Source organism: Vibrio ichthyoenteri ATCC 700023, from assembly GCF_000222605.1.
GTDB lineage: Bacteria > Pseudomonadota > Gammaproteobacteria > Enterobacterales > Vibrionaceae > Vibrio > Vibrio ichthyoenteri.
This window is the reverse complement of sequence record NZ_AFWF01000202.1, coordinates 22365-38799: the sequence shown is the minus strand read 5'-3', so window position 1 is coordinate 38799 and position 16435 is coordinate 22365. Positions and strand designations below refer to the sequence as shown.

General features: G+C 44.5%; 18 protein-coding genes. 9 read left to right on the top strand and 9 right to left on the bottom strand.

The features are described 5' to 3' along the window. The first annotated feature begins 87 nt into the window (after positions 1-87). The 5 genes from RH85_RS14485 to RH85_RS14465 are packed head-to-tail and all read left to right on the top strand — an operon-like array spanning position 88 to position 4162. Complete coding sequence (locus RH85_RS14485) at positions 88-1143, top strand: glycosyltransferase family 9 protein (RefSeq protein ID WP_006713446.1); 1056 nt, start codon at positions 88-90, stop codon at positions 1141-1143. 38 nt (positions 1144-1181) lie between these two features. Beyond that, positions 1182-1949, top strand: coding sequence for a glycosyltransferase family 2 protein (locus tag RH85_RS14480; protein WP_006713445.1), 768 nt, complete (start codon positions 1182-1184; stop codon positions 1947-1949). Further along, positions 1946-2746: a glycosyltransferase family 2 protein gene (locus RH85_RS14475; protein ID WP_006713444.1), complete on the top strand. Its 801-nt coding sequence runs from the start codon at positions 1946-1948 to the stop codon at positions 2744-2746. Before RH85_RS14480 ends, RH85_RS14475 begins: the two co-directional genes overlap by 4 nt. Further along, entirely contained in the window at positions 2739-3224 is a 486-nt protein-coding gene (gene coaD, locus RH85_RS14470) for a pantetheine-phosphate adenylyltransferase (protein WP_006713443.1), read from the top strand. The genes RH85_RS14475 and coaD overlap by 8 nt, the downstream gene beginning before the upstream one ends. Beyond that, positions 3221-4162, top strand: a complete 942-nt coding sequence (locus RH85_RS14465; RefSeq protein ID WP_006713442.1) for a glycosyl transferase family 90 — start codon at positions 3221-3223, stop codon at positions 4160-4162. Before coaD ends, RH85_RS14465 begins: the two co-directional genes overlap by 4 nt. Before the next feature lie 15 nt (positions 4163-4177). Here the strand turns inward: RH85_RS14465 and mutM are convergent, their stop codons facing one another. The 7 genes from mutM to RH85_RS14430 all read right to left on the bottom strand — a co-directional run bounded on the left by mutM (position 4178) and on the right by RH85_RS14430 (position 10405). Then, positions 4178-4984, bottom strand: a complete 807-nt coding sequence (mutM, locus tag RH85_RS14460; protein ID WP_006713441.1) for a bifunctional DNA-formamidopyrimidine glycosylase/DNA-(apurinic or apyrimidinic site) lyase — start codon at positions 4982-4984, stop codon at positions 4178-4180. Between the two features lie 11 nt (positions 4985-4995). Then, a complete protein-coding gene (locus RH85_RS14455; protein WP_006713440.1) occupies positions 4996-5496 on the bottom strand; it encodes a hypothetical protein in 501 nt (166 codons plus the stop codon). A 79-nt stretch (positions 5497-5575) separates the two neighbouring features. Further along, positions 5576-7108: a phosphoethanolamine transferase gene (locus RH85_RS14450; RefSeq protein ID WP_006713439.1), complete on the bottom strand. Its 1533-nt coding sequence runs from the start codon at positions 7106-7108 to the stop codon at positions 5576-5578. A 118-nt stretch (positions 7109-7226) separates the two neighbouring features. Further along, positions 7227-7397 carry a 50S ribosomal protein L33 gene (gene rpmG / locus RH85_RS14445; protein ID WP_005596979.1) on the bottom strand — a complete coding sequence of 57 codons (171 nt, stop codon included), beginning with the start codon at positions 7395-7397 and terminating at the stop codon, positions 7227-7229. 14 nt (positions 7398-7411) lie between these two features. Beyond that, positions 7412-7648: a 50S ribosomal protein L28 gene (gene rpmB, locus RH85_RS14440; protein ID WP_004728407.1), complete on the bottom strand. Its 237-nt coding sequence runs from the start codon at positions 7646-7648 to the stop codon at positions 7412-7414. Positions 7649-7929: 281 nt separating this feature from the next. Beyond that, positions 7930-8604 carry a RadC family protein gene (gene radC / locus RH85_RS14435; protein ID WP_006713438.1) on the bottom strand — a complete coding sequence of 225 codons (675 nt, stop codon included), beginning with the start codon at positions 8602-8604 and terminating at the stop codon, positions 7930-7932. 121 nt (positions 8605-8725) lie between these two features. Further along, positions 8726-10405 carry a methyl-accepting chemotaxis protein gene (locus RH85_RS14430; RefSeq protein WP_006713437.1) on the bottom strand — a complete coding sequence of 560 codons (1680 nt, stop codon included), beginning with the start codon at positions 10403-10405 and terminating at the stop codon, positions 8726-8728. A gap of 239 nt (positions 10406-10644) precedes the next feature. Between RH85_RS14430 and coaBC the strand changes: the two genes are divergently transcribed. The 3 genes from coaBC (at position 10645) to RH85_RS14415 (ending at position 13555) form a co-directional block, all read left to right on the top strand. Then, entirely contained in the window at positions 10645-11844 is a 1200-nt protein-coding gene (coaBC, locus tag RH85_RS14425) for a bifunctional phosphopantothenoylcysteine decarboxylase/phosphopantothenate--cysteine ligase CoaBC (protein ID WP_006713436.1), read from the top strand. Positions 11845-11957: 113 nt separating this feature from the next. Further along, positions 11958-12548 (top strand): nucleoid occlusion factor SlmA, encoded by a 591-nt coding sequence (gene slmA / locus RH85_RS14420; RefSeq protein WP_005596971.1) that lies wholly within the window; start codon positions 11958-11960, stop codon positions 12546-12548. 56 nt (positions 12549-12604) lie between these two features. Next, positions 12605-13555, top strand: a complete 951-nt coding sequence (locus RH85_RS14415; RefSeq protein ID WP_039949111.1) for a Kdo(2)-lipid IV(A) acyltransferase — start codon at positions 12605-12607, stop codon at positions 13553-13555. Positions 13556-13779: 224 nt separating this feature from the next. On the opposite strand, the gene pyrE is transcribed toward RH85_RS14415, so the two are convergent. After that, entirely contained in the window at positions 13780-14421 is a 642-nt protein-coding gene (gene pyrE, locus RH85_RS14410) for an orotate phosphoribosyltransferase (RefSeq protein ID WP_006713434.1), read from the bottom strand. Between the two features lie 221 nt (positions 14422-14642). Next, complete coding sequence (gene rph, locus RH85_RS14405; RefSeq protein WP_006713433.1) at positions 14643-15359, bottom strand: ribonuclease PH; 717 nt, start codon at positions 15357-15359, stop codon at positions 14643-14645. A gap of 196 nt (positions 15360-15555) precedes the next feature. Here rph and RH85_RS14400 point away from each other — a divergent pair, with 196 nt between their 5' ends. After that, positions 15556-16422 carry a YicC/YloC family endoribonuclease gene (locus tag RH85_RS14400; RefSeq protein ID WP_005596962.1) on the top strand — a complete coding sequence of 289 codons (867 nt, stop codon included), beginning with the start codon at positions 15556-15558 and terminating at the stop codon, positions 16420-16422. Positions 16423-16435: the final 13 nt, after the last annotated feature.

The following is a 16435-nucleotide window of genomic DNA, read 5'->3' as shown; positions in this document are numbered from 1 at the left end:
TCAGCCCTCAACGCTGGATATTTTACATTTATCTTAGGTATCTGCATAATCTAGCGAGTCGGTATCTTTACTCTTCAGGCATTTAATATGTTCGCTGCTCCACCTAAATCTCTATGCATACTTCGCCTCTCTGCTATCGGTGATGTGTGTAATACCATCGCGACAGTGCAAGCCATTCAAAAGCAATGGCCAAACACGCAAATAACTTGGATCACTGGCAAGCTTGAGGCGCAATTGCTGGCAGCAGTAGCAAACATTGAAATCATTGTGTTTGATAAAAAGGCCGGCTGGCAAGGCTACAAAGAATTGTGGCAACAACTGAAAGGCCGAGAGTTCGACGCCTTATTGCACATGCAATATGCGATTCGTGCCAGCATCGCTACCCTTGGTATTAAGGCCAAATATAAGCTCGGTTTTGATAAACAGCGTAGCCAAGACTTTCAAACGTTGTTTACCAACTGCAAAGTGACCTCTCCATCATCCTTACATGTTGTCGATGGCTTAATGGCCTTCGCGACACAAATTGGTGTAGAGCTAAATGAACCTGATTGGTCACTAAGCTACGCTAGAACTGATAAACAGTGGGCAGAGCAAAATATTAACCTTAAAAAACAGAATCTATTGGTTGTGCCCGGAGCAAGTAAAGCTTACAAAAACTGGAACGCTCAAGGTTATGTAGAAGTAATTCAGCATGCTCGCCAACTCGGCTGGAACGTTATTCTCGCGGGCAGCCCAGCTCAAGTAGAAATCGATTTAGCGCAAGATATTCAAACATTACTTGCTGAACCATGCCTTAATTTAGTGGGAGAAAGCAGCATCATGCAAATGCTGGCTTTAATCGATATTGTCGATATGGTGATTGCGCCAGATACAGGGCCTGCTCACATGGCCAATGCAATGCAAACACCTATTATTGGATTGTATGCTCACCATAACCCTAAACGTGTCGGCCCTTATCGATATCTAGATTACACCGTTTCTGTTTATGAAGAGGTTATCTTTGATGAAACGGGTAAATACAGTGTGGATTTAGATTGGCGTACCAGAGCAAAAGATGAAAAAGCGATGAATCGCATCATGAGTGCTCAGGTGATCACAATGTTTGATCGTGTTGTTGAAGATTTGCATCATCAAACTCAGTAAACTTAGCGTTCTCAAATTGACTCAAAAGGAAGACTTTCTTGTCTAAACCAACTTTAGCCGTTGCTCTTATTGTTAAAAATGAAGCAAAGCACCTACAAGCATGCCTAGATACCGTGAAAGGTTGGGTTGATGAGATCGTCCTGCTCGATTCTGGCAGTACAGATGGCACCGAAGAAATTGCGCGACAATACACCGACAAATTCTATACCAATTCGGAGTGGCCGGGATTTGGTAAGCAACGTCAACTTGCCCAGCAATACGTCACTGCTGATTATGTTCTTTGGCTTGATGCTGATGAACAAGTCACACCCGAATTAAAAGCCAGTATCTTAGCTGCGGTAGAAGCAAACAAACCCAATGTTCTTTATAAAGTAAATCGTCTTAGCGCCGCATTTGGCAAATTCATTTACCACTCTGGTTGGTCGCCTGACTGGATCGTGCGTTTATATCGCACCGAATATACCCATTACAATGACGCACTAGTGCATGAGAAAGTCGAAGATGATGGTTTCCAAACCATTAAGCTGGATGGGCGTTTAAACCATTACACGTATGAGCATTTACATCACTACATCAATAAAACCACAGGCTACCTAAAAGCTTGGACAGATGAGCGCGAAGGAAAGAAAAAATCCGGCCTGACGACCGCGATTGTTCACGCCCTTGCCAGCTTTGTAAAAATGTACATTATCAAGCGTGGTTTTTTAGATGGTAAGCATGGCTTTATCCTCGCATGGCTTTGCATGCACTCAACCTTCGTCAAATACATCGATCTCTACTTACGTGAACAGGCTAAGAAGTCATGAAAACCACTTTAATTATTACCACTTATAATTGGAAAGAAGCCCTTAAAGCGGTACTTGAGAGTGTTAAACGCCAATCTGTTATGCCTGATGAAGTGATTGTTGCTGATGATGGTTCCCGCGATGACACAAAACAGCTCATTGACCAATTTAGCTCAGACTTCCCCGTTCCATTAATTCACAGTTGGCACGAAGATAATGGCTTCCAACTCGCGATGAGTCGTAACAGAGCAATAGCAAAAGCGAGTGGTGATTATCTGATCATGGTCGATGGCGATATGGTGTTATCTCCTACCTTCATTCAATCCCACAAACAAGTCGCACAGGCTAATCGTTTTGTTCAGGGTGGCCGAGTTCTGACAGACGAAGCCTGCAGCCAAGAAATTATGCATCACGGATTAGTACCCTCTATTTTCACAAAGGGTATTCGCAACCGTAAAAACTGCATTACCAACCGTCTACTCAGTAAAGTATTCTCATACGTACGCAATAACGACAAAGCGACTCGAGGATGCAACATGGCATTTTGGCGAGCGGATGTGATCGAGGTGAATGGCTTCAATCAGGACTTTGTCGGTTGGGGTAGAGAAGACAGTGAATTCGTTCATCGCATGCTCAATGCAGGTAAAGAACGCTTATATCTTAAATTCTCCGGCGTAGGTTACCACCTTTACCACAATGAAAATTCGCGCGCCTCGTTAACTGAGAATGATGCCATCCTAGAAAATACCATCCAAAATAACCTCACTCGTTGTGAGAACGGTGTTGATCAATTTACAACAGGACAATGCGATGAGTAAAAATGTCATCTACCCAGGTACGTTCGACCCCATCACTAATGGCCACCTGAATTTGATTGAACGAACAGCCAGCATGTTCGATTCCGTCACGATTGGTGTCGCAGCAAGCCCGTCGAAGAAAACCATGTTTACGTTAGAAGAGCGAGTTACTCTGGTTAAAAGCTCATGTGCCCACCTTAGCAATGTCTCTGTCATTGGCTTCAGTGGTCTATTGGTTGATTTTGCTAAAGAACAACAAAGTGACGTACTGATTCGTGGATTGCGCACCACAATGGACTTTGAGTACGAATTTGGCCTAACCAGTATGTACCGAAAATTGCTGCCCGGATTAGAGAGCATATTTTTAACCCCAGCGGAAGAGTTTGCCTTCTTGTCTTCGACCATTGTCCGAGAAGTCGCGACCCATGGTGGCGATGTTGCCCAATTTGTGCCAATTTCAGTAAACAGTGCCATTTTAGCTAAACTAGAATCAGTATGAAAAAACTAAAATACTACTTATCGAATGGATTGCTGCCCCATCTACCAGCAGCTTTTTTTCGATTTGTTAGAGTAAAAGTCATCGCTCAACGCGGTAACTTCAATCAATCTTACTTAAATGACCGCGTTAACTATTACTGCAAATACAATACAGACTTCACGTTAAGCGATGTGGATTTAGTCAAAGTTAAAAACTTCAAACAGACAGGTGGCAGCGCTTACTACTATGATTTACTCAAAGTCATTAAGTGCTTCCCACTAAGATTTGCATTTAAGTATGTCAATGGGGATGTCATCGATGTCCCTTTAGAGCCCAGCTTTTTAAAAAGTCGTCCCATTGAAGGTGACAATCAAAACTCAGTATTGTTGAAACTGAATGCTGTTCGACACTATGTCTTTATCGATAGTGATAAACCCTACAGTGAAAAGAAAGATATGCTGGTATGGCGTGGGACAGGTTTTAGGCCTAATCGACGATTATTACTAGCCACTCACTGCGCTAATCCACGCTGTAATGTTGGCCGTGTTGATATAAAAGATAGTGACCCAAGGCAACTCAACTACGTGAAAAAAACCATGACCATTGCTGAGCAGCTTGAGTATAAGTTCATTCTCAGCCTTGAGGGAATGGATGTCGCCACCAATTTAAAATGGATCATGTCCTCAAATTCGCTGTGCTTCACACCAAAACTTCGTTATGAAACATGGTTTATGGAAGGCCGACTACAAGCGGGTACGCATTTTGTTGAAATCAAAGATGACTTTTCCGATCTTGATGAAAAGATGGACTATTACCTCTCACACCCTGAAGAAGCTGAGGCCATAATCCAAAATGCTCAGCAATGGGTGGCTCAATTCAAAGATGCGAAACGTGAGCGCCTTATATCCCTTCTGGTGGCACAGAAATACTTTCAAAAATCAGGGCAAATACCAGAATAACGATATTAAGCAATCTCACAGCTGACATTGCGGGCAAAAAAACGTATTTCGTTGACCTATTTTTAGTGCTTCTATCTCTTCACCACAACTCGGACAAGGCTCTCCAGCTTTGCCATACACTTGCAGTTCTTGTGCAAAGTATCCCGGTTTACCGTCGGCTTGAGCAAAATCTTTTAAGGTTGTACCGCCTTGTTTGATTGAGGTGGTCAAAACCTGTTTGATATCGGCAACTAATGTCTGCCACTCTACAAGCGTTAAGCTACTTGCCGCGCGGGTAGGATGAACCTTGGCGCTAAACAAAGACTCACTGGCATAGATATTTCCCACACCCACTACGATTTTGTTATCCATAATAAACTGCTTTACTGCAACGCGTTTATTCAACGCTTTTTGCAGCATATATTCGCCATTAAACTCATCCGTCAGAGGCTCTGGTCCCATGTGTCCCAGCACGGCATGTTGGCCATCTTGGCTAAACAACCAAGCGCCAAAGCGACGCGGATCGTTGTAGCGCAGTAACTTACCATTGGTCAGCAGTAAATCAACGTGGTCGTGTTTGCTCGGCGGAAACTCCGCATCTAGTACCCGTAGCGAGCCAGACATACCTAAATGTACAATCGCACAACCTGCATCAGTTTCAATGATTAAATATTTTGCTCGGCGACGAATATCGCGAATCACCTGACCTTCAAGTTGTTTCAGTTCAACAGGAATATCCCAACGCAATTTTGGGGTGCGAAAGGTCAGACTACGAATCGTTTCTCCGACCAAATGCGGCGAAATACCCATCCGACTCACTTCAACTTCTGGTAATTCAGGCACAATTCTCTCCGTTATTTCTCTGATGATGGATTATGAATCGGCAATAGATAGCTTGGTTCAACCGTCACAGCGATCCATTTGTCTTGCCAGTTCTTTAATAACCAAAACTGAGGTAACTGGTAATAAGTGATCCTTTGTGGTTCTTCTTGATCAACGTACCACACTTCAATCGACTGCGGTGACGTTAAATTAGCCTTGAGAGATTGATAATTTTCGTTAGTCAGCGCCGTTCCAACCAGTGTTTTCCAGCGCTGAGCGAACTCTTGAGGCAAAATCGATGATGGCAGATTCAATTGCCAACCACCCTGCTCGTTGGTTAATGACCATTGCGTGGTATGTAGAGCTTGCAATTCTTGGTAAGGGTTGAGCAGATAAGGATGCTCACTCTCAATGACGTCATCTAACAAATAAGTCTTAATTAATGTTGGTAGATTTAGCACTAACATAAAAACCAAGACTCCAAAAATCAATCGGTTATTCCAACGACGTCGACTCTGAGTCAATTTGGACATGCTACCTCCTGTGATGAGACGCTAATCCCAAATAATTACGGCTTAGCAAAGCTAAACCGTAAGTAAAAAACGACTTAGGTTACATATGAATAGAATCATCTTTCAATGCATCTAAGCTTATCAATTCTCCTTCACCATTATTCACTATCGGCTTATCTTTATAGGGTGAGAAGAATGATGGTAGCGCATCTAATTGTTGACTAGAAATACCCATTAATTCAGAAAGCGCCTTGATTAATGCAAAACCATTACGTGGCGACTGAACAAGCTCTCTTGATTCAAAAGAAGACCCCGTAATAAACAGCGGAACTTGATAAGACTGCTTAACTTCTGGGTCATGACGCAAATTTTGTCCGTTATCTCGATGGCCTAAACCATGATCAGAAACATAGAGCAAGCTATATGGGGATGCTTGCTGCTGAGCCATGGCATCAATCTCAGCCAGAAGGGAATCCGTCTGTTTAATAGATTCAATATAACAAGATATTTTGTCGCCATTGAAGTCAAATTTCACCTCCCCCTCTACACGATCACAAAACCGAGGATGCGATCCTATCAAGTGCACAACGATCAGCTTCGATTTACTGCTACTCGCTAAAGCTTGCTCAACCTTCTTCAGTAGTATCGAATCGTAAATATTCGAATCTCTAAAACTACCGCTGCGAGTAAATGACACATGATCAGCATAATTTGCTATTGCGCTAATCCCTGTATCAAATTCGCCCATCCGCCCTTGATTTGAGATCCAGAACGTTTCAATATCAGCAGCCTTTGCTAAGGTGTTAATATTATTATTTAACTCAATATTAACCCCATCGTTCAACGTAACGAAACGCATTACCGAAGTAAATGTATTCGGCCCAGGAGAAAGAAAGTCCTGCCAAAGCTCACCCTTTGCTGTCGACATAAATGGCGTATTATCTAGCGAAAAACCATAGGCATTCATATAGTCTTTACGAACACTTTCGCCAATAACAAAGATGGTATTTTTAGCTTGCTGCGGTTTATTGGTTATCACCCAAGATGACGGAATTTCTCTTTGCGCCATGATCTGTGCATTGTATTGATGGTACTTGTTATAAGAGTCATACCAGTCATAGAAAAAACGTACTGGCGCATAACGCATATTAGAGAGTAGAGCTTGAGTATAGTGATCTTCAATATTACGATCAGCAATAGTTCTAACCGGCTTATCGAGCAACAAGAATGAAAACAAGACAAAGAAAAATATCGACGTCTTCATACCTTGGATTTTCGGTACAAATCGAAACAAGCTAAAAGATACCACAGCAAAAAATGCAGCTATAGCCAGTGTGCTCACTTCTAAATCTTTGAAGAACTCTAATGCTTCTGAGGAGTTAGTTTCAATGAGGGAAGAAACAATAGTTAGATTTGGATGTGCGTAATTCCATGAAACTGGAATGTAGAATGTGGCCGTGAGCACCAGAGCGGCGAACAACCAAACTCCGACTCGGTTCGTTTTCATCCATGCGACCGTAATAGATAGTAAAATTAAACTATCTACCTTAGTTTCATAGCCTAGTGCGGCATTAATTATCCAAGCTAACAAAATTAATGCTATCAGCTTTAAGCCACTTACTAACCATCCCATGCTACCCCATCCTTATAACTACTTAGAGCTTATTAATTAGTACTTATAATAAAAAACCCAGCTCGAGAGCTGGGTTTTATCGTTCAAACTTCTTATAGAAGCTTCAAAGAAGAATCAATTACTTGATTTTGCCTTCTTTGTACATAACGTGTTGGCGAACTACTGGATCAAATTTCTTGATCTCAAATTTGCCAGGCATGTTACGTTTGTTCTTGTCAGTTGTGTAGAAGTGACCAGTACCAGCAGATGATACTAGACGAATTTTCTCACGAACGCCTTTCTTTGCCATTGCCTATTTTCCTCTTAAACGTTTTCGCCACGTGCACGAATGTCAACAAGAACAGCATCGATGCCTTTCTTATCAATAATGCGCATACCTTTTGCAGTAAGGCGTAGTTTAACAAAACGTTTTTCGCTCTCTACCCAGAAACGATGAGTTTGTAGGTTCGGCAGAAAACGACGCTTAGTAGCATTTCGTGCGTGTGAACGGTTGTTACCCGTTACTGGACGCTTACCAGTTACTTGGCATACTCGTGACATATAATGTCTTCTCCAAAATCGTTTCAGCTCGATATCAACCTTGGTGGCCGAACCTCTTCTATTTCTTAAACAGAAGGATAGAGGTTTAGATCCGCTATAGAAAGTCTATACAAGGCTATCAAAGGTCGCGCATTATACTAACTTGGTTAGCATTGCTCAATACCCGAACAGATCCTTTTTGTAGATTTCTGTGATCTTTTTTTAAGCAGAGCTGAATTTAGTCTAAAAAATGTCGATGGATTGTACTTAGATTTAGCCAAACTCACAACTAAAATTGTGATTCATATCCACCCGCGCTCCGCAAAAGAAACCACTTCACCGTCCCCCACCACAAAATGGTCCAATACTCGCACCTCGACTAAGGCCAATGCATCGCTTAATCGGCGGGTAATGCGGCGATCCGATTGGCTGGGTTCAGCCACGCCTGAGGGATGGTTGTGCGCCAGAATCAATGCCGCAGCATTATGCTCTAAGGTGCGCTTTACCACCTCTCTGGGGTAAACCGAGGCGGAATCTATCGTGCCTTCAAACATCAATTCACCGCGAATCACCCTATTTTGGCTATCTAAGAACAAAACATAAAAGCCTTCTCGTTGGCGATCACGCAATAAACTCGACAAAAATAACTTAGTTTGTTGCGGACTGGTCAGTGCATCGCCTCGCTTGAGCGTCTCATTAAGATAGCGCTGACTCATTTCCAAGCTTGCTTGCAGTTGCACATACTTGGCTTTGCCCAATCCTTTTTGAGTACAAAACTGCTCTTCTGAGGCGGCAAACAAGCTTCGCAACGAACCAAACTCACGTAGTAGCCGATCCGCCAACTCCAGCACATTAATACCTTGAGTGCCGGTACGGAGGAAAATCGCCAGCAACTCGGTATCCGTTAAAGAAGCAGGGCCATGCGAAAGCAGTTTTTCACGCGGCATTACGTTATTGGGTAAACATTTTGTCGGCATGATGCTCAGCCACTCTCAATTGTGTGTCAGAGTGGTCATTGAACAAAATAAAAAGCGAAAGCGGTAATTGGCTTTCGCTTTTCCTATCAAAGATAACGAAACAATGTAATTGCGTGCGTCATCAAAGTTTGAAATGCCCAACCAAGCGATGCATCTCATCGCCCGAACTGGTCAATTGAGAACTGATCGACTCCGACTGCTGTAGAGTTTGATTAATTTCATTAACGATGTGCTGAATCTCAACCAGGTTGCGATTAATCTCTTCCGCCACTGCGCTTTGCTCTTCCGCCGCAGACGCGGTTTGTAGCCCCATATCACGAATAGTGGATACCGAAAACTGTACCGCCGCCAACGTATCTTGGATTTGATTAGACTCCTGCGCAGTTTGCTCACCACGTTGTTGGCTGGTCGCCATCGTGCTCACCGCGCGCGATACGCCACTTTGTAGCAGTTTCAACATATCACCAATCTCATGGGTGCTATTTTGCGTGCGGCTCGCCAGTGAACGCACCTCATCAGCAACCACGGCAAAACCACGGCCTTGCTCTCCCGCACGTGCAGCTTCAATCGCAGCGTTCAATGCCAACAAGTTCGTTTGCTCCGCAATTTCACCAATCACTTGTAATACCTTAGTGATTTGCTCCGTTTGCGCGCTTAAGTCCGATACAGCTTCTGATGTGAGGTTGACGTCATTAACCAATTGATTAATGCCTTCAATCGCATGATTCACTTCTTGTTGGGCATCTGATATCTGAACATTGGCGTCATCTATCGCTTGTGCAGTGGCATTGGTGTTACTGGCCACTTCTTTGGCCGTCATACTCATCTCGGTTACCGCAGTCACAACTTTATCGGTTTCTAAGCAGTGGCGCTGCATTTGTCCACTTGCTTGGCTGGTTTGCCCGTCCAGTTGCCCAGCTACAGCTTGTACCGAACCGGCACTACTACGAATATCGGAAATAAGCGGGTGGAGCTTATCCATAAAATCGTTAAAAGCCTGCGCCACTTCTCCAACTTCATCCTGACTTTCGACTTTTAAACGCGCCGCTAAGTTACCTTCTCCCGCCGCAACATCTTTCAATGATTCAGCTATGTGCTGGAGCGGCTTCACCCCACGAGAAATGACGAGGCTGATCACGCCGCAAGTAATCAACAAGCTAATAAAGGATAAGACGATGGCGGAAAAGGTTTGCGTATCGAGTGCTTGCATGCGTGATTCACGATAAGCGGCGACTTGAAGATCGATATCATCAATATAGATACCGGTTCCCAACACCCAATCCCACTTATTGAGATACTCGGCATAACCGAGCTTGGGTGCTTGGGCGTCAATTGTTGGTTTATGCCATGAGAAGTAGAGGAAACCATCGCCATTTTTAGACGCATCAATCAAACCTGAAATCACGCCTACGCCGTTTTCGTCTTTCATTCCCATAAGGTTCTTGCCTTCAAGCTCTGGCTTAATGGCATGTAAGGTATTAATCCCTTGTGAATCATAAGCGAAAAAGTAGCCATCACTTTCAAAGCGCATCGCTTTAAGAATATCTTTGGCTTGCTGCTTATTTTGACCATCAACATCGGTGTCATAGAGCGGTTTAATTGCCGTCACACCCATCATCAGAAACGCTTTCAGTTCACTTTTCTTTACTTCGATAAGCTCTTGGCGATAAGTTGTCAGCTGACTATCGAGGCTTTTTAAACCATTGAAGTAATAAACCATCGTAATCAAGGTGGTGATCAATACCAATGGAATGATGGTGACCAGTGTCAACTTGCTGCGGCTTTTAAGCGAAAATGCCATATTCTTTACCTATCTTTTGTGTGCTCCCGACCCCAATCACGAAAGTTATCTGATTGGTTCACATACTTTTTATATTGCGTTAACTCTATTTTTTATCTGTGAAGTAAGTAACGAATTAGTACTAGTTAGGTAAACTATTGTTCACTAGTTTGACTTAGGTTTGTTTCGGCGCAAGTCATCACACTTAATCCCATTGGCGGTTGTGATATTATCGGCGGCAGAAATTTGGAGATTCAAACATGCAAACACTCGCAGGAAAAAAGATTCTACTTGGTATTAGTGGCGGTATTGCGGCTTATAAATGTGCCGAGCTAACCCGTCGCCTTATTGAGCGTGGTGCTCAAGTTCAAGTTGTCATGACTCATGCAGCGAAAGAGTTCATTACCCCGCTCACCATGCAAGCGGTTTCTGGCAGACCGGTTTCCGACAGTTTATTAGACCCCGCAGCAGAAGCATCAATGGGCCACATTGAGCTGGCAAAGTGGGCTGATTTGGTTCTTCTGGCTCCAGCCACGGCGGATTTAATTGCTCGTATGGCGGCGGGCATGGGTAATGACCTGCTGACTACGTTAGTACTCGCTAGCGACGCACCGATTGCCGTCTCTCCTGCGATGAATCAACAGATGTACCTAAATTTAGCCACCCAAGAAAATATTGCCACGTTAAGTCGTCGTGGCATGCACATCTGGGGGCCGGCAGCAGGCGAGCAAGCGTGTGGTGATGTTGGCCCAGGTCGCATGTTAGAGCCAATGCAATTAGTCGGCTTGTGTGAGCAGTTTTTTGCCGATAAACCACTAAAAGGCAAATCGATTTTAATTACTGCGGGACCAACCCGAGAAGCGATTGATCCAGTGCGCTACATTAGCAACCATAGCTCAGGCAAGATGGGATTCGCGCTAGCAGAAATGGCGCAGAAACTGGGCGCGCAAGTAACCCTAATCAGCGGCCCGGTAGCATTAGCAACACCACAAGGTTGTCAGCGCGTGAATGTTGAAAGTGCGCTAGATATGCACCAAGCGGTGATGAACGAGGCTGTGCAAAACGATGTGTTTATCAGTTGCGCGGCAGTTGCGGATTATCGTCCAGAAACCGTTGCCGACAACAAGCTGAAGAAAACAGCAGATAACGATGCGATGACGGTTAAGATGATCAAGAACCCTGACATCGTGGCGAACGTCGCCGCCATGGCAGAAAATCGCCCTTTCACAGTTGGTTTTGCAGCGGAAACGCAAAACGTAAAACAATACGCACTGAGTAAACTTGAGCGCAAAAATCTCGATATGATCTGTGCGAATGATGTCTCGCTTGCTGGCCAAGGGTTCAATAGCAACGATAATGCCATTACCGTATACTGGAAAGAGGGTGAGCAATCACTTACTCTTGCCTCAAAACAACAGATTGCACATCAAATTTTGCAGATGATTGCCGATAAACTGTAATCTGAAATTCTTAATTTTTTTGAGCTAATCACCCTGCTTTGATCCTGCTTTGCTTAAGTAGGAAGTAGGGTGAACATTTCTTTGCTAATAAGTGGTAATAAAAGGAAGCGTTGATGGCTGTAACAAGAAAAACCAATCGCCGAGAAGAGATCTTACAAGCGTTGGCACAAATGTTGGAATCGAACGAGGGTGCCTCTCGTATTACAACTGCAAAACTGGCGAAACAAGTTGGCGTTTCTGAAGCGGCACTCTATCGACACTTCCCAAGCAAAGCTCGTATGTTTGAAGGCTTAATCGAATTTATCGAAGAGTCTTTGATGTCGCGTATCAATCGCATTTTAGATGAAGAAAAAGACACCTTAACGCGCATTCGTTTAGTTCTACAATTAATACTGGCGTTTGCCGAGCGTAACCCAGGTTTGACACGAATTCTCTCTGGTCACGCGCTGATGTTTGAAAACGAGCGCCTGCGTGAACGCATCAATCAACTCTTTGAGCGTATTGAAACCTCTTTGCGTCAAATTCTTCGTGAGCGTAAACTACGTGAAGGCAAATCGTTCCCAGTGGATGAAAGCATCCTTGCGGCACAATTGCTAGGTCAAGTAGAAGGCAGCCTAAATCGCTTCGTGCGTTCTGACTTTAAATATCAACCGACCGCTAACTTTGATGAATACTGGGCCCTGCTAAAAAATCAAATTGAGTAAGAGCCTAATCAAGTATTCACTCCGAACATGACACTCTGTTTAGGATAGTGACGATGATGAGCAAAGATAAATACGCGAAACCCTCCTTTTCTTTATCGCTTTTACACCCCAAACACTGGGGAGTTTGGCTGGGGTTTGGCCTACTCGCCATCATCGTCAACATATTACCCTATGCATTGCTGTTCCGCTTCGGCCGCTTTCTCGGCCAAATCGGCATGAAGTATGGCAAAAAACGTGTGCATATCACGCAGCGTAATCTTGAACTCGCATTTCCCGACCTGAGCGAGCAAGAGCGCCAAGCTATCGTCGAAGACAACTTCAAAAACACCGGCCTGGCGTTAATTGAAACCGGCATTACTTGGTTTTGGCCAACATGGCGCTTCAAACGCATCATTGTCGACAAAGACACTCAACTACTGCGCCAATACACCGCGGAAAAACAAGGCGTTCTGCTTTGCTGCGTGCACGCTCTCAACTTAGAAGTAACCGCACGCGCATTTGGCGTAATGGGCATTGGCGGCTATGGCGTATATCGCCCACACAACAACCCAGCCTATAATTTTATTCAGTATTGGGGCCGCACCCACAACGGCAACAAACTGATTGATCGCAAAGACATCAAACAGATGATCAGAGTATTACGCGACGGCGAACATCTCTTCTATTTACCCGATCATGACTATGGCCGTAATAAATCAGTCTTCGTGCCATTTTTTGCGGTAGAAGATGCCTGCACGACCACCGGTACCAGTATTCTTGCCTACACCAGCAAATGCAAGATCATCCCGGGTTCTGGGTTTAGAAACGCACAAGGTAAGTATGAAATCATTGCAGATATCTCTATCGAGCAAGATTACCCACAAAAAGACGAAACAGCAGCAGCGGCATACATGAACAAATACGTCGAGATGATTATCCTGCGCGCGCCTTCGCAATGGATGTGGCTACACAAACGTTTTAAAACCATGGCTGACCAAAACGAGAAGAAAGCCTGTCGCTATAAGTAAGCACTATCGAAACAATATACGACAGCAAAAGAACAAAAAGGGGCTGATGGATATCCATCAGCCCCTTTTGTTTTTTTAGTAAAGCCCACTTCCCGACTCGTCGTTCCTCTTTCAAGGATGACCATGACCCATTGATGATGAGCCATGAACAACGCTCTCATTGGCTGTCACTTGCTACAGCAAGCAACGAACGAGATCGGAAATCTCGCTTTAAAAATTTGCGATTAGATGCCGTATTGTGCGCGGTACGCTTTCACTGCTTCTAGGTGCTCAGCACTGGTGCCTTTCTCTTCAAGATAAGTGATCAGATCGGTCAAGCTAACAATAGAAATGATTTCACAGTTAAAATCACGCTCCACTTCTTGAATCGCTGACAATTCACCTTTGCCTTTTTCTTGGCGATCAATTGCCACTAATACGCCCGCAAGGTCTGCGCCGTTCGCTTGGATGATTTCCATTGATTCACGAATCGCGGTGCCTGCAGTGATCACATCATCCACCAGCATAATGCGACCTTCAAGAGCGCTACCCACTAGGTTGCCACCTTCACCGTGATCTTTTGCTTCTTTACGGTTAAAGCAGTACGGCTTATCCATATCATGGTGATCAGCCAGTGCAACCGCTGTGGTGGTCGCAATTGGAATGCCTTTGTATGCAGGGCCAAACAACACATCAAACTCGATAGCAGAGTCTGCTAGCGCCGCCGCATAAAAACGACCTAAACGCGCCAAATCACGGCCAGTATTAAACAGGCCAGCGTTAAAGAAATATGGGCTCTTACGGCCTGATTTCAAAGTAAACTCACCAAACTTTAAAACTTCCTTCTCTAATGCAAATTCAATAAATTCACGCTGGTATGCTTTCATCTCTTACTCTCTAAATAAAGGTCTAGTGCTCTAGACTATTCATAAACAATAACGACATATTTTCTAAATAGATGATTTCAAGGCTAGGCAGCAAGATTCCTCATTCCTATGAGCATACTCCAGTATGTGATTAGGGTGAGGAAGCGACACTAACAACGCATTGATGCCATCTATGACGAAAATAAAAAAATAGCCTCCAAAAGGAAGCTATTTAAAAATGATTATTCAGCCAACGCCGCTTTCTGCGCCGCAACAATATCTGCCACACCTTTGCTCGCCGACTCTAATAATGCCAACAACTGTAGGTGAGTAAACGGTTCGCCTTCTGCAGTGCCTTGCACTTCAATCATGCGGCCGTCTTCTGTCATAACTACGTTCATATCGGTGTCCGCTGCTGAATCTTCAACATACTCAAGGTCACACAATACGTTTTCACCCAGCAGACCCACTGAAACTGCAGCCACGTGGCCAGTCATTGGGTTTTTCTTCAACTTACCTTTTTCAATCAGGTGTTGGAAAGCATCCGCTAGTGCCACACTCGCACCAGAGATAGATGCAGTGCGCGTACCGCCATCTGCTTGGATAACATCACAGTCAACTGTGATCATGAACTCGCCCATCGCTTTTAAATCAACCACAGCACGAAGGCTGCGTGCGATCAGACGTTGAATTTCCATTGTACGGCCGCCCTGCTTACCACTCGCCGCTTCACGACGGTTACGGGTATGCGTTGCACGTGGCAGCATGCCGTATTCAGCCGTTACCCAGCCCTTGCCCTTGCCTTTCATCCAATGCGGTACGTTTTCTTCAATAGAAGCGTTACAAAGAACCTTGGTGTTACCGAACTCTACGAGTACAGAGCCTTCTGCATACGCAGTATAGTTACGAGTAATTTTGATTGGGCGAACTTGATCCGCCTTGCGGTCGTTTGGACGCATGGGCATGTACCTTAATAAGCAGGGGAAACGTTTGGTTGGGGCAAGATTATAGCGGAAAAGAGTGAGACTGGCGAGTAAAGCTAGCTGCTCAAATCCCTCTCATCCTCATAAAGCAATAATAGACCGCAAGATTGCTGTGCCAACTGTGCTACTATCTCTGGGTTAATTTTCAGCATATATAAGACAGGAAAATTCGATGATCTACAGCATGACAGCTTATGCCCGTAAAGAAGTGAAAGGCGACTGGGGCACAGCAGTATGGGAAATTCGCAGCGTAAACCAACGCTACCTTGAAACCTACTTCCGCCTACCAGAACAGTTCCGTGGCCTTGAGCCAATTCTGCGTGACCGTTTTCGCAAACGTCTAGCGCGCGGTAAAGTAGAATGTCACCTACGTTTTGAAGCAAACCCTGCAGCGCAAGGCGATCTCACCATCAACGAAACGCTAGCCAAACAAGTGATCAATGCAGCAAAGCAAGTGATGGCACTAACCGGTGATGACAGCCGTATTAACCCATTCCAAGTCATGCAATGGTCTGGTGTGATGGAAACCCCTGAGCAAGATATGGACAGCGTCAACAAAGACCTTCTTGCTGGCTTTGATGATGCCATCAACGAGTTTATCGAAGCGCGTGGCCGTGAAGGCGACAACATGAAAGCGCTGATCGAGCAACGTTTAACCGCCATCACTGATGAAGTGGTGAAAGTACGTGCACGTATGCCTGAAATTCTTGTGTGGCAACGTGAACGCCTACTGGGTAAATTTGAAGATGCAAAAGTTGATCTTGATGGCTCACGCGTTGAACAAGAGCTAATCTTACTGGCGCAAAAATCAGATGTGGCAGAAGAGTTAGACCGCCTAGATTCTCACGTAAAAGAGACTTTAGCTGTTATGAAAAAAGGCGGCGCTTGTGGCCGTAAACTGGACTTCATGATGCAAGAGTTCAACCGTGAATCGAACACGCTAGCCTCAAAATCAATCAGCACCGACATCACCGCATCAGGTGTTGAACTAAAAGTTCTGATTGAACAGATGCGAGAGCAGATTCAAAACATCGAGTAATCGTTTTACGACA